The sequence below is a fragment of the Burkholderia sp. Bmkn7 genome (genome assembly GCF_041103175.1).
Classification (GTDB): domain Bacteria; phylum Pseudomonadota; class Gammaproteobacteria; order Burkholderiales; family Burkholderiaceae; genus Burkholderia; species Burkholderia cepacia.
This window is the reverse complement of record NZ_JBGCUH010000002.1, coordinates 2,337,934-2,361,573: the sequence shown is the minus strand read 5'-3', so window position 1 is coordinate 2,361,573 and position 23,640 is coordinate 2,337,934. Positions and strand designations below refer to the sequence as shown.

The following is a 23,640-nucleotide window of genomic DNA, read 5'->3' as shown; positions in this document are numbered from 1 at the left end:
GCCGTCTTGCGCCGCGACACGCTATGCACCACCACTGAACATCTATGTCTTCCCGCCACTCTGGTTCGCCCGGCCTCGCCGCGGCGGTGATCGCCCGTGTCCGGGCGCTGATCCGCAACGAGCGTGTGCTGTCGCCGCTGCTCGCGCTCGGCATCGGCCTGCTGCTGATCGTGGTTTTCCAGCACCTGTCGGAATCCGTCGACTACCGGTCGGTGATCCGCGAGTTGCGTCACATGTCCGTCGGCGAGTGGGGCGCATCGCTGGCCGCGACGGCCCTCAGTTATCTCGCGCTCGTCGCCCGCGATGCGGTCGGCCTGCGTTATGTCGCCGCGAAGGTGCCGCGCGTCGCGTTGTGGATCGGCGCGATCGCCGGATCCGCGCTCGGTAACGCGACCGGCTTCGGCGCCCTGACGGGCGGCGCGGTCCGCGCACGCGTGTACGGCGTGTCGGGCGTTACGCCCGCGCAGATCGGCCGGATGACGGTGTTCACGAGCGGCACGCTGGCGCTCGCGATGGTGTTGATGACGGCGGTCGGCATGGTCTGCGTGCCGGAGGCGCTCGCCGCGATGCTGCACGTCACGCCCGGCGTGCTGACGTGGGGCGGCGCCGCGCTGCTCGTGATACTGGCCGCGATCGTCGCGATGTGCGGCAACACGGCGCGCCCGGTCGTCACGCGCTTCAAGTGGCTGTCGTTCGACGTGCCGGCGCGGCGCGATCTCGTCGCGCAGGTCGTCTACGCGGTGCTCGACGTCGTTGCCGCGGGCCTGACGCTGTGGGTGCTGCTGCCGGCCGCGCCGGTCGGCTTCCCGACCTTCATCACGGTGTATGCGGCCGCGCTGCTGCTCGGGATGATCGGCCATACGCCGGGCGGGATCGGCGTGTTCGAAGCCGCGATGGTCTTCACGCTCGGTCGCGAAGTGCCCCCGCACGCGATGGTCGCCGCGCTCATCGCGTATCGCGCAATCTATTTCGGCGTGCCGCTCGTGCTGTCGGCCGGCCTGCTGGCCGGTTTCGAGGGCCGCGCGCTGCGCCGCCGGCTCGTCACGCGGCAGGCCGTGCGCGTGTCGCAGCTCGCGCCGGTGTTCCTGAGCCTCGTGACGTTCGCGGTCGGTAGCATGCTGGTGATCTCGAGCGCGACGCCCGCGTTCTGGCACCGGATCGCGATCCTGCGCCACCTCGTGCCGCTGTGGGTGCTCGAAGGCTCGCAGGTGATCTGCAGCGTGCTCGGCGTCGCGCTGCTGTTCGTCGCGCGCGGGCTGCTGCGCCGCCTCGACGGTGCGTGGTGGATGACCTTCGCGCTGACGCTCGCAAGCCTCGCGCTGTCGCTCGCGAAAGGCCTCGCGTTCGTCGAGGCCGGCGTGCTCGGCACGCTGCTCGTGCTGCTGCTCGTCAGCCGCCGCCGTTTCAACCGCCATTCGTCGCTGCTCGCCGAGCGCTTCACGGTGAGCTGGTTCGTGTCGGTGACCATGGTGCTGATGCTGGCCGTGTGGGTGCTGTTCTTCGCGTTCCGCGACGTGCCGTACACGCGCGAGCTGTGGTCGCATTTCTCGTTCGACGCGCGCGCGCCGCGGGCGCTGCGTGCGACGCTTGCGTCCGGCGTGTTCGTCGCGCTGTTCGCGCTCTGGCAACTGCTGCGCCCGGCGCCCGGCCGTTTCGTGAAGCCCGCGGCGCAGGACCTGTCGGACGCCGAACGGATCATCCGCGCGCAGGAGTGCAGCGATGCGGGCCTCGCGTTGATGGGCGACAAGTCGTTCCTGTTCTCGGAATCCCGCCGGGCCTTCCTGATGTATGCCAAGAACGGCCGCACGTGGGCCGCGCTCCACGACCCGGTCGGGCCGCGCGAGGAGTGGCCGGGGCTGATCAGCAAGTTCATCGCGCTCGCACACGCGCACAGCGGCCGTGCGGCGTTCTACCAGGTGCGCGCCAACGCGCTGCCGCTGTATCTCGACGCGGGGCTCACGCTGATGAAGCTCGGCGAGGAAGCGCATATCGCGCTCGACCAGTTCGACCTGAAGGGTTCGAACCGGTCGCACCTGCGCTACGCGCTGCGCCGTGGCGACAAGGATGCACTGACGGTCGAGGTGATCGCACCGCCCGACGTGCCGGCCACGTTGCCGGCTTTGCGCGACATCTCCGACGGCTGGCTCGACAGCCGCGACGCGCGCGAGAAGAGCTTCTCGGTGGCCGCGTTCCACGACGGTTATCTCGCGACGCAGTCGGTGATGCTCGTGCGGCAGGCCGACAAGCCGATCGCGTTCGTCACGTTCATGACGACCGACCTCAACACCGAGGCGACGGTCGGCGTGATGCGCCATCTTCCGGACGCGTCGCCGTACGCGATGGAATATCTATTTACGCAGCTCGCGCTGCATCTGAAGGAAGCGGGCTTCCGCAAGCTGAGCCTGGGTATCGCGCCGTTCTCGGGGATGGGGGCGGCGAAGATGCCGTCGCCGTTGCACCGGATCGGCCTGATGGTCTGGCGCTTCGGCGGCCGTTTCTACAACTTCCGCGGCTTGCGCGCTTTCAAGAGCAAGTTTGAACCGCACTGGGAACCGCGTTACCTCGCGGCCTCGGGCACGGTCGGCGTGTTCGTCACGCTCGCGGATCTGTCATTGCTGGCTGGAGGTCGGCGTTCATGAGTTTGAAGAAGGGAATCGCGCGGGCGGCAGCCGCCTGCGCGGGAATGATGCTGGCCGGCGCCGCGTGCGCCACGCAGCCTGCCGCCGTAAAAGCAGAAACCGTGTCGGGCGGTCGGTATGGGCCCGTCACCGTGACCAAACCCAGCGGGCCGCTGCGCGGATTCGTCGTACTGTTCTCGCGTGAGGCGGGCTGGAATGCCGCCGATCAGCAGGCGGCCGACGCGCTCGCGAAAGCCGGTGCGATGACGGTCGGCGTCGATTCGGAGCGTTACGCGACGAATCTCGCCGCGAAGCAGGAGACCTGCCACCACCTCGACGGCGACGCCGAAGCGGTCAGCCACCAGCTCGAACGCCTTGCGCAGTCGTCGCGTTATTTCACGCCGATCGTCGCGGGCGTGGGCCAGGGCGGCGCGATCGCGAAGCAGATCCTGTCGATGGCGCCGGAGAACACGATTGCCGGCGTCGTATCGGTCGATCCGGCGGCGAAGCTCGATCCGCGCTTCAAGCCGTGTCCGCCCGATCCGACGATCGTGCGCCGCGCGATGCCGGGTTTCGTCGAAACGGCGGCCGCGGGCGATTCCGCGAAGCTCGTGTCGCTCGTCACGTCGCACCTGCGGGACACCACCAGCAGCGACGAACTCGACGTGTCGGATCTGCCGCTCGTCGAGCTGCCGGCCAAGGGCGGCAACGGCCAGCTCGCGATCGTGATCTCGGGCGACGGCGGCTGGCGCGATCTCGACAAGACGATCGCCGAGGCGCTGCAGCGCGACGGCGTATCGGTGGTCGGTATCGACAGCCTGCGCTATTTCTGGAGCGAGAAGCCGCCGGCGCAGGTGAGCCGCGATCTCGCGCGCGTGATGCGCACCTACATGGCGCGCTGGCATGCGAATCGCGTGGCGCTGGTCGGCTACTCGTTCGGTGCCGACGTGATGCCGTTCGCGTACAACCGGCTGCCGGCCGACCTGCGCGACAAGGTCGCCGTGATGTCGCTGCTCGGCTTCGCGCCGGCCGCCGATTTCCAGATCCGCGTGACGGGCTGGCTCGGCATGCCCGCGAGCGACAAGGCGCTGAAGGTCGCGCCGGAAATCGCGAAGGTGCCGCCGCAGCTCGTGCAGTGCTTCTATGGCGCGGAGGAGAAGGACACGATGTGTCCGGCGCTCGTGAACACGGGCGCCGACGTGATCAAGACGCAGGGCGATCACCACTTCGGCCGCGACTACATCGCGCTCGAGAAGAAGATTCTCGGCGCGTTCGGCAAGCCGGTGGCGGCGCGCTGAACGCCGGCGCCCGCTTCGCGGCGGGCGCCGGCCGGACCTTTCCGGTTCTTCGTACGGGCGGCCAGCGTGCCGCCCGTTTCATTTTGCGGCGGGCGTTGCCGCGTTCTGCTGCGGCGCGACCGTTCTCGCATCGCGCTGATAGAAGCCCGGGAACCGGTCGAGCTGCCGCCGCGCGGCCGTGATGTCCGTGCCGTCGCCGAGCACCGCGCTCGAGAACCCCGTGCGTTCCATCAGCAGCAACTGGTCGACCAGCACCTCGCCGGTCGCGCGCAGGTCGCCGATGAAGCCGTAGCGCTTGCGCAGCAGGTACGCCTGGCTGTATGCGCGGCCGTCGGTGAACGACGGGAACTGCAGGTCGATGCGCGTGACTTGCGCGATCCGCCCGGCAAGCGGCGGCAGTTCCTCGTCGTTGCCGATCGTCAGCATCGTGTCGTCGTGCGGCTGCGTGTTGCCGACGTGTTCGGCCGGCGTCAGCAGGCGGATGCGCGCGTGTGCGTTCGAAGCTTGCTGGTTCATGCGGGCTCCACCTGATGGCGCGCGTCGTTCGCGGCGGCCTTGAAGGGTTCCGTACCGATGCGGCGCACGGTGTCGATGAACCGTTCGCTGCGGCCGTCGTCGTCTATCCGTGCGTCGAGGTACGCGTTGACGATCGCGTCGACGACATCGACGATCTCGTCCGCCGAAAACGACGGGCCGATCACCTTGCCCGGCCGCGCCGGGCCGCTCGCGGTCGAGCCGTCCGAGCCGCCGAGCGTGACCTGGTACCACTCGGCGCCGTCCTTGTCGACGCCGAGGATGCCGAGGTGGCCGCTGTGATGATGGCCGCACGAGTTGATGCAGCCGCTGATGTGCAGGTCGATGTCGCCGACGTCGTGCAGCATGTCGAGATCCTGGAAGCGCTCGGCGATCGCATCGGCGATCGGGATCGAGCGTGCGTTCGCCAGCGCGCAGAAGTCACCGCCTGGGCACGCGATCATGTCCGTCAGGAGTCCGACGTTCGCGCTGGCGAGCCCGATCGCACGGGCGTTTTCCCACAGCGGGAACAGGTCGTCGACATGCACCCACGGCAGCACGACGTTCTGCGTATGCGTGACGCGCGCCTCGCCGGCCGAGAAGCGGTCGGCGAGATCGGCGAGCGCGTCGAGCTGGTCCGGCGATGCGTCTCCCGGTGCCTGCAGGCGGCGCTTGAACGACAGCGTGACGATGCGCAGCGCCGGGTCGCGGTGATCGGCGACATTGCGTGCGAGCCAGCGCGCGAAGGCCGGGTGGTGTGCCGCCTGGGCCGACACGCGCAGGTTCGCGTCGCGCAGGCTGACCGTGCGCGGCTTGAGGCGCGGCGCGACGAACGACGCGGCGACGCGGTCGAACTCGACCTGGGCGATCGTGTGCAGCCCGCCGTCGTGTTCGACGATCTGGCGGAACTCTTCCTCGACGTCGTCGATGTAGCGTTGCCCCTCGGTCTTCACGAGGATCTTGATGCGCGCCTTGTACTTGTTGTCGCGCCGTCCGTAGCGGTTGTACACGCGGACGATCGCCTCGATGTAGTTCATCACGTGCTGCCAGGGCAGGAACGCGCGCAGCAGCGTCGCGATAGTCGGCGTGCGACCCATTCCGCCGCCGACGCTCACGCGAAAGCCGAGTGCGCCCGTGTCGTCGCGCACGAGCTTGAGGCCGACGTCGTGCCAGTCGGTCGCGGCGCGATCCTCGGCCGCCCCGGTGATCGCGATCTTGAACTTGCGCGGCAGGAACGCGAATTCGGGGTGCAGCGTCGTCCACTGGCGCATCACTTCGGCGAACGGGCGCGGATCGGCGATCTCGTCCGGCGCGACGCCGGCGCGCTCGTCGCACGAGATATTGCGGATGCAGTTGCCGCTCGTCTGGATGCCGTGCATGTCGACGGTCGCGAGCAGGTCCATCACGTCGGCGGCCTTCGTGAGCGGAATCCAGTTGAACTGCACGTTGGTGCGCGTCGTGAAGTGCGCGCTGCGGGTCGGCAGGCGCATCGTGCCGAGCAGGGCCTGCGCGTCGCATGCGGCGCGGTAGGTGGCATCGTCGGGCACGTCGTAGTCGCGCGCGATCCGCGCGAGCACGCGCAGCTGCGCGCTGGACAGTTCGCCGTACGGCACGGCCACGCGCAGCATCGGCGCGTGGCGCTGCACGTACCAGCCGTTCTGCAGGCGCAGCGGCCGGAACGCGTCTTCGCTCAGCGTGCCGAGCTGCCAGCGCTCGAGCTGGTCGCGAAACTGGGCGGCGCGGCTGTGCACGAGCGCCCGGTCGAAAACGGTATATCGATACATGACGTGGTACGCGAGAGGAGCCACGGCACGATGCGCGCGGCTCGGGAAGGCGTTGCGACGGGTGTCAGGCAACCGGAGACAGCGTAGGGAACGCGGCGCGGCGGGACAAGCAGCAGATCGGGACGAAAAGGGCGCAGCAGATGGCCGGCGAGAGGCCGGTGGTGGCCGGTGCAGGCCGGCGCGGGCCGGGCATGCGTGCATGCCCGCGACGGGTGCTTACGCGTCGGCGTCGACGACGAGCGCCGGATCGAGCGCGCGGATGCGCTGGTCGATGAAGTAGCCGCCGCCTTCCTGGTAGCGCAGGAACAAGCGACCGCACGCGCGGCAGCGGCTCACGGTGCAGCGGTTGTACGGGAAATGGCGCAGTGCGATCGGCGCGTCGTCCGACGCGTAGCGCGTGCCGGCCGGATGATATTCGGCGTAGGTCGGCTCAGCCTCGCCGGGCGGCGTGAGCGTGGCGACTTCGGTCAATTGCGTGTCCTGCAGCGACAGCGGCAAGGTCGTCCATCCGGCGAGCGGCGTTTTCGTGCAGGCGCACGGCTGCGTGACGTGCGCTGCTTCGGTGGCCAGTTTCAACAGCGCGTCGTGATCGAGGTAGGGCAGTTGACTCATGGGAAATCATGAAGAGGCGGCGGGATCAGCACTGTAACCCGCGCACCGGTTGCGTGCATGGTCGTGACGCAGGCGGCGCACCGTGTGCGCTTCAATCGCCCTTGCGGACCGACGGCTGCGCGACCAGCTCGCCGAGCATGCGGATCGCGCGTTCGATGTCGCGGCTCCACGGATGGCCGAAGTTCACGCGCACGCAACGTTCGAAGCCGTGCGCGGCCGAAAACAGCGGCCCCGGCGCGAAACTGATCCCGCGTGCGATCGCCTGGCGATGCAACTCCATCGCGTCGATCGCGTCGGGAAACGCGAGCCACAGAAAATAGCCGCCTTCGGGCCGCACCCACTCGACGCCGGCCGGCAGCCAGCGCCGCAGCGCGTCGTCCATCCGGTCGAGCTGCGTGTGCAGCGCGCCGCGCAGCTTGCGCAAGTGCCGGTCGTAGCCGCCGTGCTCGAGATAATTCGCGATGCCGGCCTGCGCGGGAATGCTGGCCGACAGCGTCGTCATCAGCTTGAGCCGCTGCACCTTCTCCGCGAACCGGCCGGCGGCGGCCCAGCCGATCCGGTAGCCGGGCGCGAGCGTCTTCGAGAACGAGCTGCAGTGCATCACGAGGCCGTGCCGATCGAACGCGCGCGCGGGCAGCGGGTAGTCGGGGCCGAAATGCAGCTCGCCGTATACGTCGTCCTCGATCAGCGGCACGTCGCGCGCGGCGAGCATTTCGACGAGCGCACGCTTTTTTTCGGTGGACAGCGTGACGCCGGTCGGATTCTGGAAATTGGTCATGAACCAGCACGCGCGAATGTCGTGCCGGTCGAGCGCGTTCGCGAGCGCATCGAGATCGAGGCCCGTGCGCGGATCGACGGGAATCTCGACCGCGCGCAGGTCGAGCCGTTCGATCGCCTGCAGCGCCGCATAGAAGCCGGGCGCTTCGACGGCCACGACGTCGCCGGGCCGCGTGACGGCCATCAGGCACAGGTTCAGCGCCTCGAGCGCGCCGTTCGTGACGACGATCTCGTCGATGGGCTGCGAGATGCCCGTCGCGAGATAGCGCCGGGCGATCTGCTGGCGCAGCGCCTCGTTGCCGGGCGGCAGGTCGACGACCGTGCTCCACGGGCTGACGAGCCGCGTGGCCTGCGCGAGCGATTTCGCTAGACGAGGCAACGGAAACAGTTGCGGCGACGGGAATGCGGAGCCGAGCGGCACGATGCCGGGCTGCGTGGCCGCGTCGAGGACGGAGAACACGAGGCTGCTGATGTCGACCTTGCGCGTGGCGCCGGCCCGTTTCGCGCGGCGCGTGGGCGCCGGGCCTGCCTCCGGCGTTGCGCCCGGCGCGACGTAGTAGCCCGAGCGTTCGCGTGCGCGGATCAGCCCCCACTGTTCGAGCAGGTAGTACGCGCGAAACACCGTCGACTGGCTCACGCCGTGCTGCGCGATGATCTGCCGCAGCGACGGCAGGCGCGTGCCGACGGCGAGGTTGCCGTTGCGGATGTCGTCGGCGATCGTGTGGGCGAGGGTTTCGTAGCGTTTCATCGGCGAGGGTGGTGCGCGCCGTCGCCACGCGCGGGCCGGACTGGCGCCGCGCCGGCGGGCGCGGCTCATTGTCCGATGCGCGGCCCGAAAAGGAAAGTGCACGCGTGTCGACCGCGCGTTCCTGCCGCGTCAGGCCGCGTTCGGCTCCACGTTCCGACGGTTCGCACCGCCGCGCAGCGGCGGCAGCGGCTCGACCTTGCCGACGATGAACAGGTACGACAGCGCGCCGACCACGCACAACGCACCGGCCACCGCGAGCGGCACGACGAACGAGCCCTTCGTGATCGACAGCATCACGCCCGTGAACGTCGTGATGAAGATCCCCGCGAGATTGCCGGCGAAATTCTGGATGCCGCCGAGCGACGCGACATGCGCCGGCGTCGGTGCGACTTCACCGACGAGCGTCCACACGTTGGCGCCCGCGAACGACAGGCTGGCATACGCGAGCGCGAACAGCGCAAGGCACGCCCAGACGTTCTCGACGAAGGCCGACAGCGCGATCGACGAAGACAGCAGCATCCCGAGCACGAGGCAGGTCTTGCGCGCGGCAGTCGCGCTCCAGCCGCGGCGGAACAGGCTGTCCGACACGTAGCCGCCGAGCCAGCCGCCGGGAATCGCGAGCAGCGCGGGCAGCATGCCCCACGTGCCGAGCGACGCGAGCGAGAAGCCGCGCGACTGCAGCAGGTAGCTCGGGAACCACGTGATGAAGAAGTAGATCGCGAAGTTCAGGCAGAACAGGCCGATCATCATGCCCCACACGGTGCGATAGCGGAACAGGTCGAGCCACGACACCTTCGGGCCGTTGGTTGCGGCCGCAACGGCCGGCGCGCCGCGTTGCGCGAGCAGGGCATCGACGGCGTCAGGCGCGATCGCGCGATAGCGTTCCGGGTCGCGATAGACGAACCACCACGCCAGCGCCCACACGATGCCGATGCCGCCCGTGATCACGAACGACCCGCGCCAGCCGACGATCGAGATCAGCCATGCGACGAGCGGCAGCGACAGCGCGGAGCCGACGCGCGAGCCGCTGTCGAAGATGCTGCTCGCGAGCCCGCGTTCGCTGCGCGGGAACCAGTTGAACGCGACCTTCGCGAACGACGGGATCGCAGCCGCTTCGCCGACGCCGAGCATCAGCCGCACGCCGACGAGCTGCGCGAGGCCGCGCGCGGCGCCCGTCGCGACGGTGAACACCGACCACCAGCCGACCGCGAGCGCGAGGCTCACGCGCACGCCGACCTTGTCGATGAACCAGCCGGCCGGCAACTGCAGGAACGCGTAGGTCCAGAAGAACGCGCTCAGCACGAGCCCCATGCCGACCGCGTCGAGGCCGAGGTCGGCGCGGATGCTGGGCGCCGCGATCGCGAGGTTCGCGCGATCGATGAAGTTGATGACGTTGGCCAGGAAGCACATCAGGATCATGGCCCATCGGATGCGTGGCATGCGGTGTCTCCGCGCGGAATGTCGTGACGGACGGCCGGCGATCCGCTGCGCCGGCCGCCTCGATGGGCGGCTTATCGGGTAACTTGCGACGGCGTGCGGTCGAACTTCGCGAGCGCTTCCCACAGGCCGTTCAGGTAGACCGCGCCGAGCGCGCGGTCATAGAGGCCGTAACCGGGCTTGCCCGTCTCGCCCCAGATCATGCGGCCGTGGTCGGGGCGCACGTAGCCGGTGAAGCCGGTGTCGTGGTACGCCTTCACGATCGCGGCGATGTCGAGCGAGCCGCAGCTCGACAGATGCGCCGTTTCCTCGAAATCGCCGTTCGCGTCGACCTTCACGTTGCGGATGTGCGCGAAGTGGATGCGGCCCATCGCGCCGAATTCGCGCACGAGCGCCTCGACGTCGTTCTGCGGGCCCGCGCCGAGCGAGCCCGAGCACAGCGTCAGCCCGTTCGCGGGCGTGTCGACGATGCGCACGATCCGCGCGAGATCGTCGCGGTTCTTCACGATGCGCGGCAGCCCGAAGATCGGGCGCGGCGGATCGTCGGGGTGGATCGCCATCTTCACGCCGGCTTCCTCGGCGACCGGGACGATCGCCTTCAGGAAGTATTCGAGGTTCGCCCACAGCGCCGCTTCGTCGACGTCGCGATACTCGGCGAGCAGCGCCTGCAACTGTTCGGGCTGGTAGCTCGAATCCCAGCCCGGCAGCGCGATGCCGTCGTCCGGATCGATCCGGTCGACCGCGTCGGTGCTGAACGCGAGGCAGGTCGAGCCGTCGTCGAGCGTCTTCGACAGCTCGGTGCGCGTCCAGTCGAAGACAGGCATGAAGTTGTAGCAGATGACGCGCACGCCGGCCGCGCCGAGGTGGCGAATCGTCTGACGGTAGTTGTCGATCAGGCGGTCGCGGCCCGGCTTGCCGAGCTTGATGTCCTCGTGCACCGGCACCGATTCGACGACTTCGAACTGCAGGCCGGCGCGTTCGATCGTCGCCTTCAGCGCGTCGATCTTGTGCGCGGGCCAGACTTCGCCCACCGGTTCGTCGTAGATCGCCGACACGATATGCGTGACGCCCGGGATCTGGCGGATGTATTGCAGCGAGACCGGATCGGACTCGCCGTACCAACGGAAAGACATCTTCACTGGAGCGGCTCCTGGCTGGCGGTTGATGCATCGGGCGGACGGGCGGCGGCGTGCCGGCCCGTCTCCGGTGTGCGGATTATGATTGGTATGCCAGTTACGCGGGATAGTGGTTTACCAGTTGTCGGGATCGCAACCGGCGGCATGACGCTTCGGCACGCACCCTCGCGCGCCGGCCAATACGTCGAACCGGACGCTGGCCGAAATTGGTGTACCATTTTGCCGATCCGGCGCCGCGACGGCGCCGGCCAGCCTGTTGCGAGCCTTTCGATGACCGATCTTTCCAGCCAGCCAGCCAGCCGCGATACCGATGCCGCGGACCGCTCCTATATCGGCCTCGCGCGGCAGATTCACGCGATGGTGGCTGCCGGTGCGTTCGAGGCCGGCGCGCGGCTGCCGTCCGAGCGCAGCCTGGCCGACCAGTTCGGCGTGAGCCGCACGCAGGTGCGCGAGGCGATCATCGCGCTCGAGGTGCAGGGGATCGTCGAGGTGCGGATCGGTTCGGGCATCTACGTATCGGCGGCCGATGCCGCGCGGCCGGTGACGTTCGAGGTGCCGCGCGGCCCCGGGCCGATCGAGACGCTGCGCGCACGCGGGTTGATCGAGGCGGAAGTCGCCGCGCTCGCGGCGACCGAGCGCAAGGATGCGGATCTCGACCGGCTGTTCTTCTCGCTGACGACGATGCGCGAACAGATGGACGACAAGGCCGCGTACGACGCGGCCGATCGCCAGTTCCACCTGCGCATCGCGGAGTCGACCGGCAACACGGTGCTGCTGCACATGGTCACCGCGATGTGGGACTGCGCGCGCAGCGATCCGCTGTGGGACAAGATCGAGGAGCACTTTCACTCGAGCGCGCTGCGCGAGGCATCGCAGGAGGATCACCAGCGGATCTTCGCGGCGATCATGGCGCGCGACGCGGCGGCTGCACGCGAGGCGATGGGCGCACACCTGTCGCGCGTGATCGCGGAATTCACGCAGGCGTGGCGCTGACGTTCGTTCCGGTCGACGGAAACGGGCCGCCGTAACGGCACCGGCATGCGGCGTCGCTGATGGCGCGCGGGCGCCGTATACGGCTTCTTCCAATTGCGCGACCGTAGGTTTTATGGTCTTGTTGCGTGATATCGCATCGACTCGAAAAAGGACAGTCGAATGCAGCGGGGCGATTCACGCGGGGTCCGATTGATCAGGGGAATCGGCGCACGTACACGCGTACGTATCGCCGTGCGCAGGCTGCTCATCATTTTGACGGCAGGCTTACTTGCCGCTGCGCTGCCGGTGCTCGCCGCCTCTCCCGAAACCGTCAACGACAACGTGCTGCGCGTGCTCGCATGGCCCGGTTATGCGGACAGCGATGTCGTCAGCGCGTTCGAGGCGCAATTTCACGTACGCGTCGAAGTGACGTTCGTCGACTCCGACGAAGCGTTGTGGACGCGGATGCACAGCGCGGCGCCGCCGCCGTACGACGTGCTGGCCGCAAACACGGCCGAGATCCAGCGCTACGCGCACGAACGCCTGCTCGCGCCGATCGACCTGTCGCGCATCCCGAACCGGCGGCGGCAGTTGCCGAACTTCCAGCAGCTCGCGACGATCGACGGGCTCGTGGAAGAGGGGGCTGCCTATGCGATCCCGTTTACGTATTCGTCGATGGGGCTGATCTACGACCGCAAGCAGGTTTCCGCCGTGCCGCGCTCGATGCGGGAGCTGTGGAATCCGCGCTACCGCGGCAAGGTGCTCGACTTCAACAGCGCGCAGCACAATTTTTCGTTCGCGGCGCTGGCGCTCGGCTATCCCGATCCGTTCCGCCTGTCGCCCGCGCAGACGCTCGCCGTCGCGCACAAGCTGATCGATCTGCGCCGCAACCTGCTGACGTACTACACGCTTCCTGAAGAGGCGACCGCGCTGTTCGTCCAGCATCGCGCGGCGCTGATGTTCGGCAATTACGGCACGCAACAGGTGGAACTGCTGCGGCGCGCCGGCGCGGATGTCGGCTACGTGATCCCGGACGAAGGTGCGCTCGCGTGGCTCGACTGCTGGGCCGTCACGCGCGGCGCGCAGCATCCCGAGCTCGCGTTCGCATGGATCAACTACATGCTCGAACCGGCGATCGGTGCGCTGCTGACTGAACGCCAGGGCCTCGCGAACACGTTCGCGCCGCCGCCGGGCCTCGACACCGGGCACCAGCATCTCGTCTGGCTCCAGCCCGTCGAGGACATCGCGCGGCGCGAATCGCTGTGGAGCCGCATCGTGTCGGGCGACCGTCCGGAGCGGTTCGGAAAATGATCCGGCTCGGGCTCACATCGAAACTGTCGGTGCTGTTCGCGTGCATCGGCGTGATCGCGTCCGGCACGACTGGCTATTACGCGTATCGCGCGAACCGCGCGATGCTCGTGCAGGAGGCACAGCACAGCCTGCTGATGTCGACGCAACTGCTCGGGCAACGCTTCACCACCGCGCTGTCCGACGTTGCGGACGATGCGCTCGTGCTCGCGCAGATGCCGTCGTGCGCACTGGTCTCGGGCGGCGACAACCGGGATGGCGCGGCACGCGCGCGGCTCGAGCAGGTGTTCTACAGCTTCATGAGAAATCACCCGGAATACCTGCAGGTTCGCCTGATCGCGCGCGGGGATTTCGGGCTCGAACGCATTCGCGTCGATCGCGATGCGCACGGCATCGTCGTGCTGCCGGACAGCGCGTTCCAGGAGAAAGGACAGTTTTCCTACGTATTCGATACGCTCGCGACGGCACCGGGTCATATCTACCTGTCGCCGATCGTGATCAACCACGAGACGGGAACGCACGCGGCCGAGGGGCTGCCGATCCTGCGCGTGGGCACGCCGGTCGTCGACGGGTCGGGCCAGACGGTCGGCGCACTCGTCGTCGATGTCGAACTGTCGCGCGTGTTCGACCGGCTCGAGCGCGATCTGCCGGAAGACTACGCGGTGTATCTCGCGAACGAGTGGGGCGATTTCCTCGTGCACCCCGATCCGTCGCAGACGTTCGGCTTCGATCGCGGGCGGCGCGTGCTGATGCAGGACCGCTTCGCCGTCACGCGCGCGCTGTTCGACAGCGCCCGCACGAACGTTACCCTCAACGGCCTGACCGATCCCGCCGATGCGCCGGGGCAGATGTTCGCGTTCGCGCGCACGCCGTTCGGGCACGACGAGGGCAACCGCTTCGTCGTGCTCGGGATGGGGCGTCCGCTGGCCGACGTGCTGGTGCCGGCCGGCGTGCTCGGCGAGCGGATCATCCGGATGGTGCTCGTGTCGAGCCTAATGGCGGTCATTCTCGCGATCCTGTTCGCGCGTGCGATCACGCGGCCGCTGCAGACGCTCGCGCGCGCGGCGACGCACGTGTTCGACGATCCGGCCACCGAGCAGCTGCCGGTCGGGCGCGCCGACGAGATTGGCGTGCTCGCGCGTTGTTTCGACAGCATGCGTGTCGAGATCCGCACGCAGGTCGCGATGCTGCGCGCGAAGCAGCGGGAGCTCACGCACCTCGCCGGCCACGATGCGCTGACCGCGCTGCCGAACCGGCTGCTGTTCATGGAGCAGCTCGATGCCGCGATCCGGCGGGCGGCCGCGATGCACGAGGGGCTGGCCGTGATGTTCGTCGATCTCGACCGCTTCAAGCAGATCAACGACCAGCACGGGCACTCGGCCGGCGACCGCGCGCTCGTCGCGGTCGCCAAGCGGTTGAGCCTCGTGCTGCGCGGCGGCGACATGGTTGCGCGGCTCGGCGGCGACGAATTCATCGTGCTGATTGCGGACGTGCGCTCACCGGCGGTGATCGGCGACGTCGCGTCGCGCATCCAGCTCGTGATGGCTGAAGAACTGGAGTTCGGCGACCGGCGCATGGCCGTCGGTGCGAGCATCGGCGTCAGCGAGTTTCCGGCCGACGGCGCGTCCGCCGAGGAACTGCTCGTCAAGGCGGATGCGGCGATGTACGCGGCGAAGGCGTCTGCGCAATGCGCATACGTGCGCTACCAGGAGCTGGTCGGCAGCGGGCGTGCCGGCGGCGGGGCGGACGAAGCGGCCGGCCGCGTCGCGTCGGGCGGAAGCCGGTGACGGCCGGCCGCACGATCCGTGCGATGCAAACGCAACGAGCCCGTCGCGGGACGGGCTCGTCGATGGTGCGGGCTGCGCGCGAAGGCGCGCGGCGGCAGGCTTAGTGGCCGAAGTAGACCGAGTCGCGCGGGTTCTGCACCTTGACGGCCGGTGCGCCGCCCTGGACGGTCGCGGCCGGTTGCGCACCGTAGCCGCTGTTGTCGGCGCCGCGCACGCGGGCTTGCGCGGCTTCGATGTCGGCCGGGTAGTGCGGGCTTGCCTGGCTCGGCTTGTAGCCGGCTTGTTCGAGCTGAACCAGTTCGTTCTTCACTTGCGCGCGGGTGACGGTGCTTTGGGCGAATGCGCCGAACGAAGCGGACAGGGCGACAGCGGCAACGACTGCGGAAACGAGCGATTTCATGATGACCTCCGATGTTTATTGGCTTTCCGCGTTCGACACCATGTCGTAAGCGGTTGATTACATCGTAGGCGCCGGTCGACCTAGGGTAAACGTGAGTTTTGGTGAAAGATCGTTGTCGCTGGAGTAATAATTCCGGGATATACGCGTTCCGTCCCTATTCGATGTTGCCGGATTTGCAAGGGAGCGGAGCGAATGCGCGCCACGCGGACGGCGTACGCGGACAGGTGCCGGGCGGCGAAAGCGCGGGTGGAGAGGCGGCGGAAGGGTTGCGTTGCCGACGGGTCAGACGTCGTCGTCGATTTCCTTGCGTTCCCGGCGTTCCTCGTTGCCGCGGCGCGCGCGCAGGCGCTGGCGCGACAGCACGGCGATCACCTGCTGGGTCGGCGCGCCGGACGGCAGTTCGTTGCGGATGCGATCGGGCACCATGGGCAGGCCCGCGCGCTGCCGGCGCAGCGCCTTGGCGATTGCCCGGCGGCATTCGTCACCGTGGCAATCCCATTCATCGCGGATTCTCTGGCAATAACGGCATTGTTCCATCCGGACAGTCTAACGCGTCTTCGGGAACGGGGCTGGACGCTGGCCTGAACGCGTCACGCGCCGGGCGCGGCAGCGGCGAGCGCTTTCGCATGCGACTGGAAGCGGCGATGTTCTTCCGGCGGCACGAGCGAGCCGCCCGTCGCCCAGATGACGTGCGTCGCCCGGCGCAGGTCGATCGCATGGCGATGGACGTAGTCCTTTCCGGCCGGAGAGTGCGCCAGCCAGCCGGGGCCGCCGACGGCAGCGGCGGCCGACGGCTCGAGTTCCACGCCCGTCGCGCGCCGGACCGCGAGCAACTGCGCGTAAAGCTGCGCGTCGCTGACGGTGAAGACGCCCGACAGCTGGGACGCCATCAGCGGGCTGACGAGGTGCGACGCCTGCGCGACTGCCAGACCATCGGCCTCGGTCCGGTTGTCGAGCCCCGCGTCGTAGACGGAAACGGGCTTCCCGGGGCCGGCGGCCAACTGGACCAGCATGCACGGCGAAGCGACGGGTTCCGCGAAAAAGCAATGCACGTGCTCGCCGAACAGCGCCTTGAGACCATAGGCGATCCCGCCCGGCGCGCCGCCGACGCCGCACGGGATATGGACGAAGAGCGGATGCGCCGCATCCACGACGCGGCCCGTCCCGGCGAGCTGCGCGGCGAGATGCCGGGCACTGGCCGCGTAGCCGAGGAACAGCATCAGCGAGCCTTCGTCGTCGACGAAGTGGCTGCGCGGCTGATGGCGTGCCTGCGCGCGTCCCGCCGCGACGGCTTGCGCGTAGTCGCCGTCATGTTCGATCACGCGAACGCCGCGTGCTCTCAGGCGCGCCTTCTTCCACGGCTTCGCGTCGGTCGACATGTGGACGACCGACTCGAACCCCAGCGCGGCGGCCATCACGCCGATGCTCAGGCCGAGATTGCCGGTGCTGCCCACGATGACGGTGTGCGCGGCAAACAGTTCGCGTGCGGCGGTCGATGCGAGGAGCCGTCGGTCGCCCGCGGGTTCGAGCAGGCCGTGTCCGATCGCGATCGACTCCGCGAGCGCGAGCACTTCATGAAAGCCGCCGCGCGCCTTGATCGAGCCGGCGACCGGCAGTGCGTCGTCGCGCTTGATGAACCACGCGCCGTGTTCGTCCGCCGGGAGCGACAGGCTGCGCTGCAGGCTGTCTGCCGGCATCAGCGGCGATTCGATTTTTCCCGCGCTCGCCGCGAGTTCGGGAAACAGCTCGGCCATCAGCGGTTCGCAGCGCGCCAGCCGCGCTTCGGCCATCGCAATGGCGTCGATCGCCGGTGCGTCGTGCGGCAGCGGGCTGCCGGCGTGGGGGTTCAGCCACAGCAGCGGGTGGCACGATTGCAGCTTGGCTAATAGATCGGAAGGCTGGAGCGTGAAGGTCATGGATCGGTCTTGCGTCGGATGAACGGCGAATCAGGCTTGAATGCTACGATTCGAACCGGTTGCGCAAAAGCGCCGATTTCTAATGAATGCATTAGCCTGACTTATAACGATGCGACTCGATGGTTCGATCCTTGGTGCGTTGCTGTGCTTTGAAACAGCCGGCCGGTTGCTGAGCTTCACGAAAACGGCTCAGGCGTTCAACCTGACGCAAAGCGCCGTGAGCCAGCAAATCCGGAACCTGGAGGAGCGGCTGGGTTACCCGCTGTTCGTACGTCAGGCGCGCGGGCTGAAGTTGACCGAGAAGGGCGCGACCCTGCTCGGAACGATGTCGAGCGCGTTCGGCGACATCCATCGCACGCTTCAGGCGCTCGGCATCCCGGACGCGCCGCTGCAGGTGAGCTGTCTGCCGTCGCTCGCGCTGCAATGGCTGATGCCGCGCCTGTCCGAATTTCATCGGCTGCAACCGGACGTGCCGGTTCGCGTGAAGGCCGAGTTTCAGGTGCTGGATCGTCAGGCCATGGAGACCGACGACATCGACGTGGCGGTGCGCTACGACCCGGTGCAATACGGGCGGCTGCATGCCGAGGCCATCCTCGACGAAGTCCTGTTTCCGGTCGCCACGCCCACGTATCTGGCGCAGCATCCGTCCTTTGCCGGCGGGGAGTCGCTGGACGGCGTCGTTCTGCTGCACGACGCGGCTCCGTGGGGCGGCGCACCCGAGTTCGTGGAGTGGCGCACGTGGCTGGAGGCGGTTCGTCCTGCGTGGATGGCGCATCTTGACGGCCCGCAGTTCAATTTCTCCAGCCTGGCAATCACGGCTGCGCTGAACCATCAGGGCGTCGCGATGGGGCGCGCCGCGCTGGTACACGACGAGATCGCGAGCGGACGGCTCGTGGATGTATTCCGCAGGCAAGTGCGTGCGCCGGCGCGCTACATGCTGTTGTCACGCAATCCCGACGATCCGCGCACCACGGTTTTTTCGGACTGGCTCAAGGCCGAGTGCGCACGCTTCGAGGCGGCTCGGTCACGCCTGCTTTCGAACGGAAGCCGGCACGGGTAGCCGAAACTGCCGGATGGCTGCGTCGGAGTGCGAAGTAGTTGAGAAACGGGTGGCGCCGCACACTACGATTTCCCGTCCGTCTCCATACGGAATGCTTGCGCACGGACGCGGCTGGCGAGCGTTACTTGAGTTGCCAGATACCCCAGATGGCGATCAACAGGCCAAGGCCGAATCCGCAGCCGAGCAACACGTAGGTTTCCATTGCAGGTCTCTGAAAGCGTGGCAGCGCCGATGCGGACATCGGCGTGCGAGCAGGGCAGTCGGTGACGTATCGTTCGCATCGTCGGGCGCGGCGATACGCCGGGTCCGCGAATACTACGCTCGGCAGCTTTCAGAACGCATGCGGGATCGATGGCAATCCGCCGCCTGTCATTGCTTGACCGCGTGCGTGTTGTCCAGCTGGGTAACGTGCGATCCGCCGTGCCGGAACACGCCCGATTTCCAGATCATCTGTGAGGCCGCGACGAGCACGAAGAGCAGCACGACTATCCTGAAGCTGCGGGGCGACATCTTGTCCCGCAGCGGGCGGACGAGCCACATGCCGGCAATGGCCGGCAGGCTGGCCGCCGCCGAGATCGCGAGGTCGGCGGCGCTCGCGTGCGCGGCGCCGCTGAACGTCGTGAGCAGCGTGACGATCGACACCACGAGGATGATCGCGATCTGCTTCGTGAAGGCGCGCCCGGTCGCGCCGGACGAGATCAGGTAGGTGGCGAGCAGCGGGCCGGGAACCGACGCGATGCTTTCCATCAGCGCGGCGCCGAAGCCGAGTACGAAGCCGACGGGCTTCTGCCACGCAGGAGGCAGGTTGAGCTTCGGCGCCGCGAGCATCAGCGTCGCGGCGACGATCAGCAGTGCGCCGGACGCCGCCTGCGCATGACCCGGATTGAGCGAGAGCAGGATCGCGACACCGACGATATTGCCGATCACGGTGCCCGCGATCGGCGCGGCGATCTTGCGTGCCGTCGCCAGCACCTGGCCGCCTTCCAGCGCCTGCGGAATGTTGCCGAGGATGATCGGCATCGACAGCAGCAGCACCGCATGCCGGATTGGCAGGAACTGGCTGAGTATCGGCATCGCGATCAACGGCACACCGATGCCCGTGATCCCCTTGGCCATGCCGCCCAGCAGCAGCGCGACGGCGATGCCGGCCAGATCGAACGCGCCGAGCCCCTGCAGGCTGGAAACCAGCACACCTTCAGTCAGATTGAAATGCATCATGGATCGGCTTGTCGCGGCATATCCGGCAGCGAGCGCTGTCGAAGGTGCCCGTTGCGGCGCGTGCGTGTTGCACGCATGTGTTCTGGATCGGCTTGACCGGGCGTCGATTGCACGGCGCCGCACCGTTGCGCGGCCGCGTCCGCAGGCAATCGACGCGCGGTTCGAGGATGCATTTTACCCGAGCGTTGCGGAGGGCATTCGGCGCGGGGCGCGGCGTGCCGCCGGTATCGTCGGCGCGATCAGGTACGCGGTTCAATATAATTCATGACCGTGTGTCGCCTCATGCGCGATATGCATTCACTGGAACAAGGAGACCCGATGACGCTTGCGCAGTTGCAGGCCCTGGCAGCCGTGGTCGAACTCGGCTCGCTCACGGCCGCGGCCGACCGCCTGAGCCGCAGTCAATCCGCGATCAGTCATGCGCTGACCGAGCTGGAAGACATCACGGAGGTCAAGCTGCTCTGGCGCGACCGGCAGCCGGTCGTCCTGACGGCGGCGGGTGAACGCCTGTGGCCGTACATCCAGAACGTGGTGCGCGAAGCGCAGTTGCTGCGCCAGCAGTTCAGCGTGTCGCGCGGCAAGCTCGAAGGGAAGCTGGTGGTCGCGTCGCTGCCGAGCGTGTCGCTGGCATTCGTCGTGCCTGCGCTCGAGGCGTTGAAGGAGATGCACCAGGGCGTGTCGGCGGTGCTGCTCGAAGGCACGGACAGCGAAGTCGAAGGGTGGATCGAGGACGGTACCGCCGACGTCGGCGTGGTGGCCGGCACGAAGACCTTCGCGCACACGCTGCCGCTGCTCGACGAGGACTTCGTCGCGGTGGCGGCGGATGGCATGTTCACGGGCCGCAAGAGCGTGTCGGCGAAGCAGTTGTCCGCGGCCCCGTTCATTTTCTCGAAGGCCGGATGCGGGCCGGTGATCGCGGATTACTTCGCGCGCAGCGGCACGCCGCTTCGCGCCGCGTTCAACGTGGTCGAGATGCGCACCATCCTGTCGATGGCGGAGGCCGGCATGGGTGTGTCGATCGTTCCGCGCATCACGCTCACGTACACGCCGTTCGGTGGCCGCGTGCTGGCGCTTTCGCCGCGGCTGCATCGTTCCGTCCGGCTGTCGTGGAACACGTCCGGCAATGCGATCGCCGATGCGTTCGTGCGGCTCGTCGACGCGCAACGCTCGAAGGCGGCGAAGGCGATTCACGCGCGCGCGAAAAGGAGCCGGTGACGAACGGCCGATGCGATGAAAAGCGCTCATGGGTGGCTTGCAGTTTATTCATGCCGATGGTGGTCGAGATGCAATATATTGATCTAACTCGCCCTTGACCGCTTAGTCCCGAAGGAGATTGCCGTGCCGGCCTTGCCCACCTTGCTTGCATTCGGACTCGTGTCGCTCGGCATGGTGCTGACACCCGGGCCGAACATGATCTACCTGGTGTCGCGCTCGATCTGCCAGGGCCGCCGTGCCGGGCTGGTGTCGCTCGGCGGCGTCGCGCTGGGGTTCGTCTTCTACATGGTGTGCGCGGCGCTGGGCATCACCGCGCTGGTGTTGGCCGTGCCGTATGCGTACGACGTGTTGCGCTTTGCCGGTGCGCTTTATCTGGCGTACCTGGCGTGGCAGGCGCTGAAGCCGGGCGGCCGCTCGGCGTTCCAGGTCAGGCAACTGCCGCACGATAGCCGCGCCAGGCTTTTCACGATGGGCTTCGTCACGAACCTCGCGAATCCGAAGATCGCGGTGATGTATCTGTCGCTGCTGCCGCAGTTCATTTTGCCGGGGCACGGCAGCGTGCTCGCGCAATCGCTGGCGCTCGGCAGCGTGCAGATCGCGGTGAGCGTCAGCGTGAACGCGCTGATTGCCTGCATGGCCGGCGCCATCGCGGGTTTTCTGGCGGGGCGGCCGGTCTGGGCGTCGGTTCAGCGCTGGTTGATGGGCACCGTGCTGGCGGGACTCGCCGTGCGTATCGCACTGGAGTCGCGCAGCTGACGCGAGTGGCCGACGGGTTGCGGGATAGCAGGGGGCTCCCGAGTTGCATCGTGACGAACGCACCCGGTATCGTCAGCGCTGGCAGTTGCCCTGCGCTTCATTGCCGGCCCGCACGGGCGCGGCTTTTGCGTTGCGCCGGCCGCGCGTCGCGAGCCAGCACAGGATCGACCCGCCGCATACCATCGACGCGCCTTCCCAGAATTCGATCGACAGCGGCGCATGCAGCAACGTCGCGGCGAGCATGGCGGCGAGTACCGGGGTGAAATACGATGCGCCGACGATGATCGTCACGTTGCCGTGCATGATGCCGGTGTTCCAGGCCGCATAGCCGAACCCCAGCGCCGATGCCGCCAGCACGATGTAGATGGCCGCCTGCAGGCTGAACGTCATGCCGCCGCCGCCTTCGATCGCGAACTTGATCCAGAGCGCCAGCGCAACCAGCATGAAGAACGGCGTGACGCCGTTCTTGCCGTCGGCGATGCGCGCCGTCACCGTGCAATAGCCGGCCCAGATCAGCGCGCCGAAGAACGCGAGGCCGTAGCTCAGCGGATTGTCCGTGACGTTGTGCAGCATGCCGGCCGGATCGAGCCCCTGGTCGCCGCCGAGCACCCGGCAGATCCCGAGCATCGACAGCAGGACGCCGGGCACGACCAGCAGGTTGGCGCGCTGCTTGTTGAACACGATTGCCGCGACCAGCGTGAAGCTCGGCCACAGATAGTTGACCATCGCGACTTCGATCGCCTGCCGGCCGTTGCTGGCATAGCCGATCGACAGCGACAGGCACACCTCGTACGAGACGAACAGCAGCCCGCCCCAGAGCAGATAGTTTTTCGGGAACCGGCTCAGGTCGGGGAACCCGATCGAGAACAGCAGAAGCACGGATGCCACGGTATAGATCATCGCGGCGCCACCGGTCGCGCCGAGGCTTTCGCTGACTCCACGAACGAGAGCGACCACGGAGGCCCACAACAACACCGCGCCGAGCCCGGCGAGCGTTGCCTTATTCTTGCGCTTCATGCGTCCTGCCTGTTTCAACATTCAAATTCGCTATCGGATGATTCGGTTCCGCCTGCGCAGGGCCCACGGGTACGTCGATCCGGACGGTCTCGATCCCGGTGTGCCGGCCGCGCACCGGGATCGACATGTCACGGCCGCCGACCCCGGACGCCTCGTCGCTGTCGAACGGCGTCGTCCCGTCGTCTTCGCCGAAGCAGCTGACGGTCGCGAACGTCTCGCTCATGGCGGAGTACGAGGCGCGCAGTCTACCGCGTGTCGTCGCGCAATGGCTTGAGATGGGCGTACAACACGTCACCGTGCGCCATCGCGGTATAGTCGCGCAGCAGATTCGCATCGAGCAGTTGGTCAGGTTTTCGTTGCAGCCAGTCGCCCGTATCGCGCTTTCAGGGAGGGAAGCCATGAAGGAAGTGCCGTATTTCTCGCAGTGGGAATCGATGCACCTGGTTTCGCGGTTCGTGTCCCGCGAATTGCGCGCGGAGGACGACCCGTTGTGGCATCGCTCCGGCGCCAGCACGCCGGAGGAATACGCGCAGTGGAGCCCGAACATCTGCGGTATCGCGTGCCTGAAGATGTTGCTCGCATACCGTTTGAACACGATCGTGCCGCTGCTCGAACTGGTACGCGAGGCCGTCGGGTTCGGCGTCTACCGGCCCGAACTCGGCGACACCGGCAAGCGCCTGCATTACCGGCCCTTCGTGCACTGGGTGCGCGAGCGCTACGGGATCGATGGCGATGTGGTGGAAGGAGTCGATTCGGCCGCGCTCGAACCGAAGCTGCATGACGGGCACATGCTGATGGCGTCGGTGCATCCCGGTATCCGGCACGACGGCTTCGAGCCGCCGTCGCGGGGCGGGCACCTGGTGCTCGTGTTCGGCACGAATCGCGACACCGGTGACTGGCTGTTCCACAACCCGTCCGGGTTCGACGTGCGCACGCAGCGGAACGTGGCGATGCCGCGCGCCGCGTTCGACCGCTATTTCGCGAACCGCGGCATCCTGATTGCCCCATGACGTTGCGCATGCAACGAATCCTGCGCGCGCAGCGTCAGGCGCCCGTCGCAACGGGCGC

The 23,640-nt window shown here is 67.8% G+C and carries 21 protein-coding genes; 9 read left to right on the top strand and 12 right to left on the bottom strand.

Going from position 1 to position 23,640, the window contains the following annotated elements:
* Positions 1 to 44 precede the first annotated feature (44 nt).
* Together mprF and AB3K92_RS16495 are read left to right on the top strand one after the other, a co-directional pair.
* Positions 45 to 2,639, top strand: coding sequence for a bifunctional lysylphosphatidylglycerol flippase/synthetase MprF (mprF, locus tag AB3K92_RS16500; RefSeq protein ID WP_059622789.1), 2,595 nt, complete (start codon positions 45 to 47; stop codon positions 2,637 to 2,639).
* The gene (locus AB3K92_RS16495) at positions 2,636 to 3,916 is read left to right on the top strand and encodes a virulence factor family protein (RefSeq protein ID WP_048025030.1); all 1,281 of its coding nucleotides are present in this window, start codon (positions 2,636 to 2,638) and stop codon (positions 3,914 to 3,916) included. The genes mprF and AB3K92_RS16495 overlap by 4 nt, the downstream gene beginning before the upstream one ends.
* Positions 3,917 to 3,994: 78 nt before the next feature.
* On the opposite strand, the gene AB3K92_RS16490 is transcribed toward AB3K92_RS16495, so the two are convergent.
* The 6 genes from AB3K92_RS16490 to uxuA all read right to left on the bottom strand — a co-directional run bounded on the left by AB3K92_RS16490 (position 3,995) and on the right by uxuA (position 10,926).
* Complete coding sequence (locus AB3K92_RS16490; protein ID WP_060220400.1) at positions 3,995 to 4,432, bottom strand: DUF934 domain-containing protein; 438 nt, start codon at positions 4,430 to 4,432, stop codon at positions 3,995 to 3,997.
* Positions 4,429 to 6,213, bottom strand: coding sequence for a nitrite/sulfite reductase (locus AB3K92_RS16485; protein ID WP_060220401.1), 1,785 nt, complete (start codon positions 6,211 to 6,213; stop codon positions 4,429 to 4,431). Before AB3K92_RS16485 ends, AB3K92_RS16490 begins: the two co-directional genes overlap by 4 nt.
* 216 nt (positions 6,214 to 6,429) lie before the next feature.
* Positions 6,430 to 6,825: a hypothetical protein gene (locus AB3K92_RS16480; protein WP_060220402.1), complete on the bottom strand. Its 396-nt coding sequence runs from the start codon at positions 6,823 to 6,825 to the stop codon at positions 6,430 to 6,432.
* Between the two features lie 91 nt (positions 6,826 to 6,916).
* Positions 6,917 to 8,350: a PLP-dependent aminotransferase family protein gene (locus AB3K92_RS16475; protein WP_060220403.1), complete on the bottom strand. Its 1,434-nt coding sequence runs from the start codon at positions 8,348 to 8,350 to the stop codon at positions 6,917 to 6,919.
* Between the two features lie 129 nt (positions 8,351 to 8,479).
* On the bottom strand, positions 8,480 to 9,790 hold the full coding sequence (locus tag AB3K92_RS16470) for an MFS transporter (protein WP_369465435.1): 1,311 nt from the start codon (positions 9,788 to 9,790) through the stop codon (positions 8,480 to 8,482).
* Between the two features lie 71 nt (positions 9,791 to 9,861).
* Positions 9,862 to 10,926 carry a mannonate dehydratase gene (uxuA, locus tag AB3K92_RS16465; RefSeq protein ID WP_185633887.1) on the bottom strand — a complete coding sequence of 355 codons (1,065 nt, stop codon included), beginning with the start codon at positions 10,924 to 10,926 and terminating at the stop codon, positions 9,862 to 9,864.
* 267 nt (positions 10,927 to 11,193) lie between these two features.
* Here uxuA and AB3K92_RS16460 point away from each other — a divergent pair, with 267 nt between their 5' ends.
* The 3 genes from AB3K92_RS16460 (at position 11,194) to AB3K92_RS16450 (ending at position 14,990) form a co-directional block, all read left to right on the top strand.
* Positions 11,194 to 11,916, top strand: coding sequence for a FadR/GntR family transcriptional regulator (locus tag AB3K92_RS16460; protein WP_042977492.1), 723 nt, complete (start codon positions 11,194 to 11,196; stop codon positions 11,914 to 11,916).
* A 159-nt stretch (positions 11,917 to 12,075) separates the two neighbouring features.
* On the top strand, positions 12,076 to 13,206 hold the full coding sequence (locus tag AB3K92_RS16455) for an extracellular solute-binding protein (protein ID WP_059498580.1): 1,131 nt from the start codon (positions 12,076 to 12,078) through the stop codon (positions 13,204 to 13,206).
* Positions 13,203 to 14,990, top strand: coding sequence for a diguanylate cyclase (locus AB3K92_RS16450; RefSeq protein ID WP_369465434.1), 1,788 nt, complete (start codon positions 13,203 to 13,205; stop codon positions 14,988 to 14,990). Before AB3K92_RS16455 ends, AB3K92_RS16450 begins: the two co-directional genes overlap by 4 nt.
* A gap of 100 nt (positions 14,991 to 15,090) precedes the next feature.
* Here the strand turns inward: AB3K92_RS16450 and AB3K92_RS16445 are convergent, their stop codons facing one another.
* The 3 genes from AB3K92_RS16445 to AB3K92_RS16435 all read right to left on the bottom strand — a co-directional run bounded on the left by AB3K92_RS16445 (position 15,091) and on the right by AB3K92_RS16435 (position 17,306).
* The gene (locus tag AB3K92_RS16445) at positions 15,091 to 15,390 is read right to left on the bottom strand and encodes a DUF4148 domain-containing protein (RefSeq protein ID WP_048025041.1); all 300 of its coding nucleotides are present in this window, start codon (positions 15,388 to 15,390) and stop codon (positions 15,091 to 15,093) included.
* A 282-nt stretch (positions 15,391 to 15,672) separates the two neighbouring features.
* Entirely contained in the window at positions 15,673 to 15,927 is a 255-nt protein-coding gene (locus AB3K92_RS16440) for a hypothetical protein (RefSeq protein ID WP_027791787.1), read from the bottom strand.
* Positions 15,928 to 15,980: 53 nt separating this feature from the next.
* Positions 15,981 to 17,306: a D-serine ammonia-lyase gene (locus tag AB3K92_RS16435; RefSeq protein ID WP_369465433.1), complete on the bottom strand. Its 1,326-nt coding sequence runs from the start codon at positions 17,304 to 17,306 to the stop codon at positions 15,981 to 15,983.
* Between the two features lie 103 nt (positions 17,307 to 17,409).
* Between AB3K92_RS16435 and AB3K92_RS16430 the strand changes: the two genes are divergently transcribed.
* Positions 17,410 to 18,366 carry a LysR substrate-binding domain-containing protein gene (locus AB3K92_RS16430; RefSeq protein WP_369465795.1) on the top strand — a complete coding sequence of 319 codons (957 nt, stop codon included), beginning with the start codon at positions 17,410 to 17,412 and terminating at the stop codon, positions 18,364 to 18,366.
* A 369-nt stretch (positions 18,367 to 18,735) separates the two neighbouring features.
* Here AB3K92_RS16430 and AB3K92_RS16425 read toward each other — a convergent pair whose 3' ends face one another.
* Positions 18,736 to 19,584: a sulfite exporter TauE/SafE family protein gene (locus AB3K92_RS16425; RefSeq protein WP_369465432.1), complete on the bottom strand. Its 849-nt coding sequence runs from the start codon at positions 19,582 to 19,584 to the stop codon at positions 18,736 to 18,738.
* 318 nt (positions 19,585 to 19,902) lie between these two features.
* Between AB3K92_RS16425 and AB3K92_RS16420 the strand changes: the two genes are divergently transcribed.
* Both AB3K92_RS16420 and AB3K92_RS16415 read left to right on the top strand, forming a co-directional pair.
* Positions 19,903 to 20,799, top strand: a complete 897-nt coding sequence (locus tag AB3K92_RS16420; RefSeq protein ID WP_060308014.1) for a LysR family transcriptional regulator — start codon at positions 19,903 to 19,905, stop codon at positions 20,797 to 20,799.
* Positions 20,800 to 20,922: 123 nt separating this feature from the next.
* Positions 20,923 to 21,555 (top strand): LysE family translocator, encoded by a 633-nt coding sequence (locus tag AB3K92_RS16415; protein ID WP_042977494.1) that lies wholly within the window; start codon positions 20,923 to 20,925, stop codon positions 21,553 to 21,555.
* 72 nt (positions 21,556 to 21,627) lie between these two features.
* Here AB3K92_RS16415 and yddG read toward each other — a convergent pair whose 3' ends face one another.
* Both yddG and AB3K92_RS16405 read right to left on the bottom strand, forming a co-directional pair.
* A complete protein-coding gene (gene yddG / locus AB3K92_RS16410) occupies positions 21,628 to 22,572 on the bottom strand; it encodes an aromatic amino acid DMT transporter YddG (protein WP_148095767.1) in 945 nt (314 codons plus the stop codon).
* Positions 22,556 to 22,795 (bottom strand): hypothetical protein, encoded by a 240-nt coding sequence (locus AB3K92_RS16405; RefSeq protein ID WP_059498570.1) that lies wholly within the window; start codon positions 22,793 to 22,795, stop codon positions 22,556 to 22,558. Before AB3K92_RS16405 ends, yddG begins: the two co-directional genes overlap by 17 nt.
* A 175-nt stretch (positions 22,796 to 22,970) precedes the next feature.
* Here AB3K92_RS16405 and AB3K92_RS16400 point away from each other — a divergent pair, with 175 nt between their 5' ends.
* Positions 22,971 to 23,582 (top strand): C39 family peptidase, encoded by a 612-nt coding sequence (locus AB3K92_RS16400; RefSeq protein ID WP_059498568.1) that lies wholly within the window; start codon positions 22,971 to 22,973, stop codon positions 23,580 to 23,582.
* Positions 23,583 to 23,640: the final 58 nt, after the last annotated feature.

Bases quoted from the DNA above. Each gene is read 5' to 3' on its own strand.
- mprF (WP_059622789.1), top strand. From the start codon at position 45: ATGTCTTCCCGCCACTCTGGTTCGCCCGGCCTCGCCGCGGCGGTGATC.
- AB3K92_RS16495 (WP_048025030.1), top strand. From the start codon at position 2,636: ATGAGTTTGAAGAAGGGAATCGCGCGGGCGGCAGCCGCCTGCGCGGGA.
- AB3K92_RS16490 (WP_060220400.1), bottom strand. From the start codon at position 4,432: ATGAACCAGCAAGCTTCGAACGCACACGCGCGCATCCGCCTGCTGACG.
- AB3K92_RS16485 (WP_060220401.1), bottom strand. From the start codon at position 6,213: ATGTATCGATATACCGTTTTCGACCGGGCGCTCGTGCACAGCCGCGCC.
- AB3K92_RS16480 (WP_060220402.1), bottom strand. From the start codon at position 6,825: ATGAGTCAACTGCCCTACCTCGATCACGACGCGCTGTTGAAACTGGCC.
- AB3K92_RS16475 (WP_060220403.1), bottom strand. From the start codon at position 8,350: ATGAAACGCTACGAAACCCTCGCCCACACGATCGCCGACGACATCCGC.
- AB3K92_RS16470 (WP_369465435.1), bottom strand. From the start codon at position 9,790: ATGCCACGCATCCGATGGGCCATGATCCTGATGTGCTTCCTGGCCAAC.
- AB3K92_RS16460 (WP_042977492.1), top strand. From the start codon at position 11,194: ATGACCGATCTTTCCAGCCAGCCAGCCAGCCGCGATACCGATGCCGCG.
- AB3K92_RS16455 (WP_059498580.1), top strand. From the start codon at position 12,076: ATGCAGCGGGGCGATTCACGCGGGGTCCGATTGATCAGGGGAATCGGC.
- AB3K92_RS16450 (WP_369465434.1), top strand. From the start codon at position 13,203: ATGATCCGGCTCGGGCTCACATCGAAACTGTCGGTGCTGTTCGCGTGC.
- AB3K92_RS16445 (WP_048025041.1), bottom strand. From the start codon at position 15,390: ATGAAATCGCTCGTTTCCGCAGTCGTTGCCGCTGTCGCCCTGTCCGCT.
- AB3K92_RS16440 (WP_027791787.1), bottom strand. From the start codon at position 15,927: ATGGAACAATGCCGTTATTGCCAGAGAATCCGCGATGAATGGGATTGC.
- AB3K92_RS16435 (WP_369465433.1), bottom strand. From the start codon at position 17,306: ATGACCTTCACGCTCCAGCCTTCCGATCTATTAGCCAAGCTGCAATCG.
- AB3K92_RS16425 (WP_369465432.1), bottom strand. From the start codon at position 19,584: ATGATGCATTTCAATCTGACTGAAGGTGTGCTGGTTTCCAGCCTGCAG.
- AB3K92_RS16420 (WP_060308014.1), top strand. From the start codon at position 19,903: ATGACGCTTGCGCAGTTGCAGGCCCTGGCAGCCGTGGTCGAACTCGGC.
- yddG (WP_148095767.1), bottom strand. From the start codon at position 22,572: ATGAAGCGCAAGAATAAGGCAACGCTCGCCGGGCTCGGCGCGGTGTTG.
- AB3K92_RS16405 (WP_059498570.1), bottom strand. From the start codon at position 22,795: ATGAGCGAGACGTTCGCGACCGTCAGCTGCTTCGGCGAAGACGACGGG.
- AB3K92_RS16400 (WP_059498568.1), top strand. From the start codon at position 22,971: ATGAAGGAAGTGCCGTATTTCTCGCAGTGGGAATCGATGCACCTGGTT.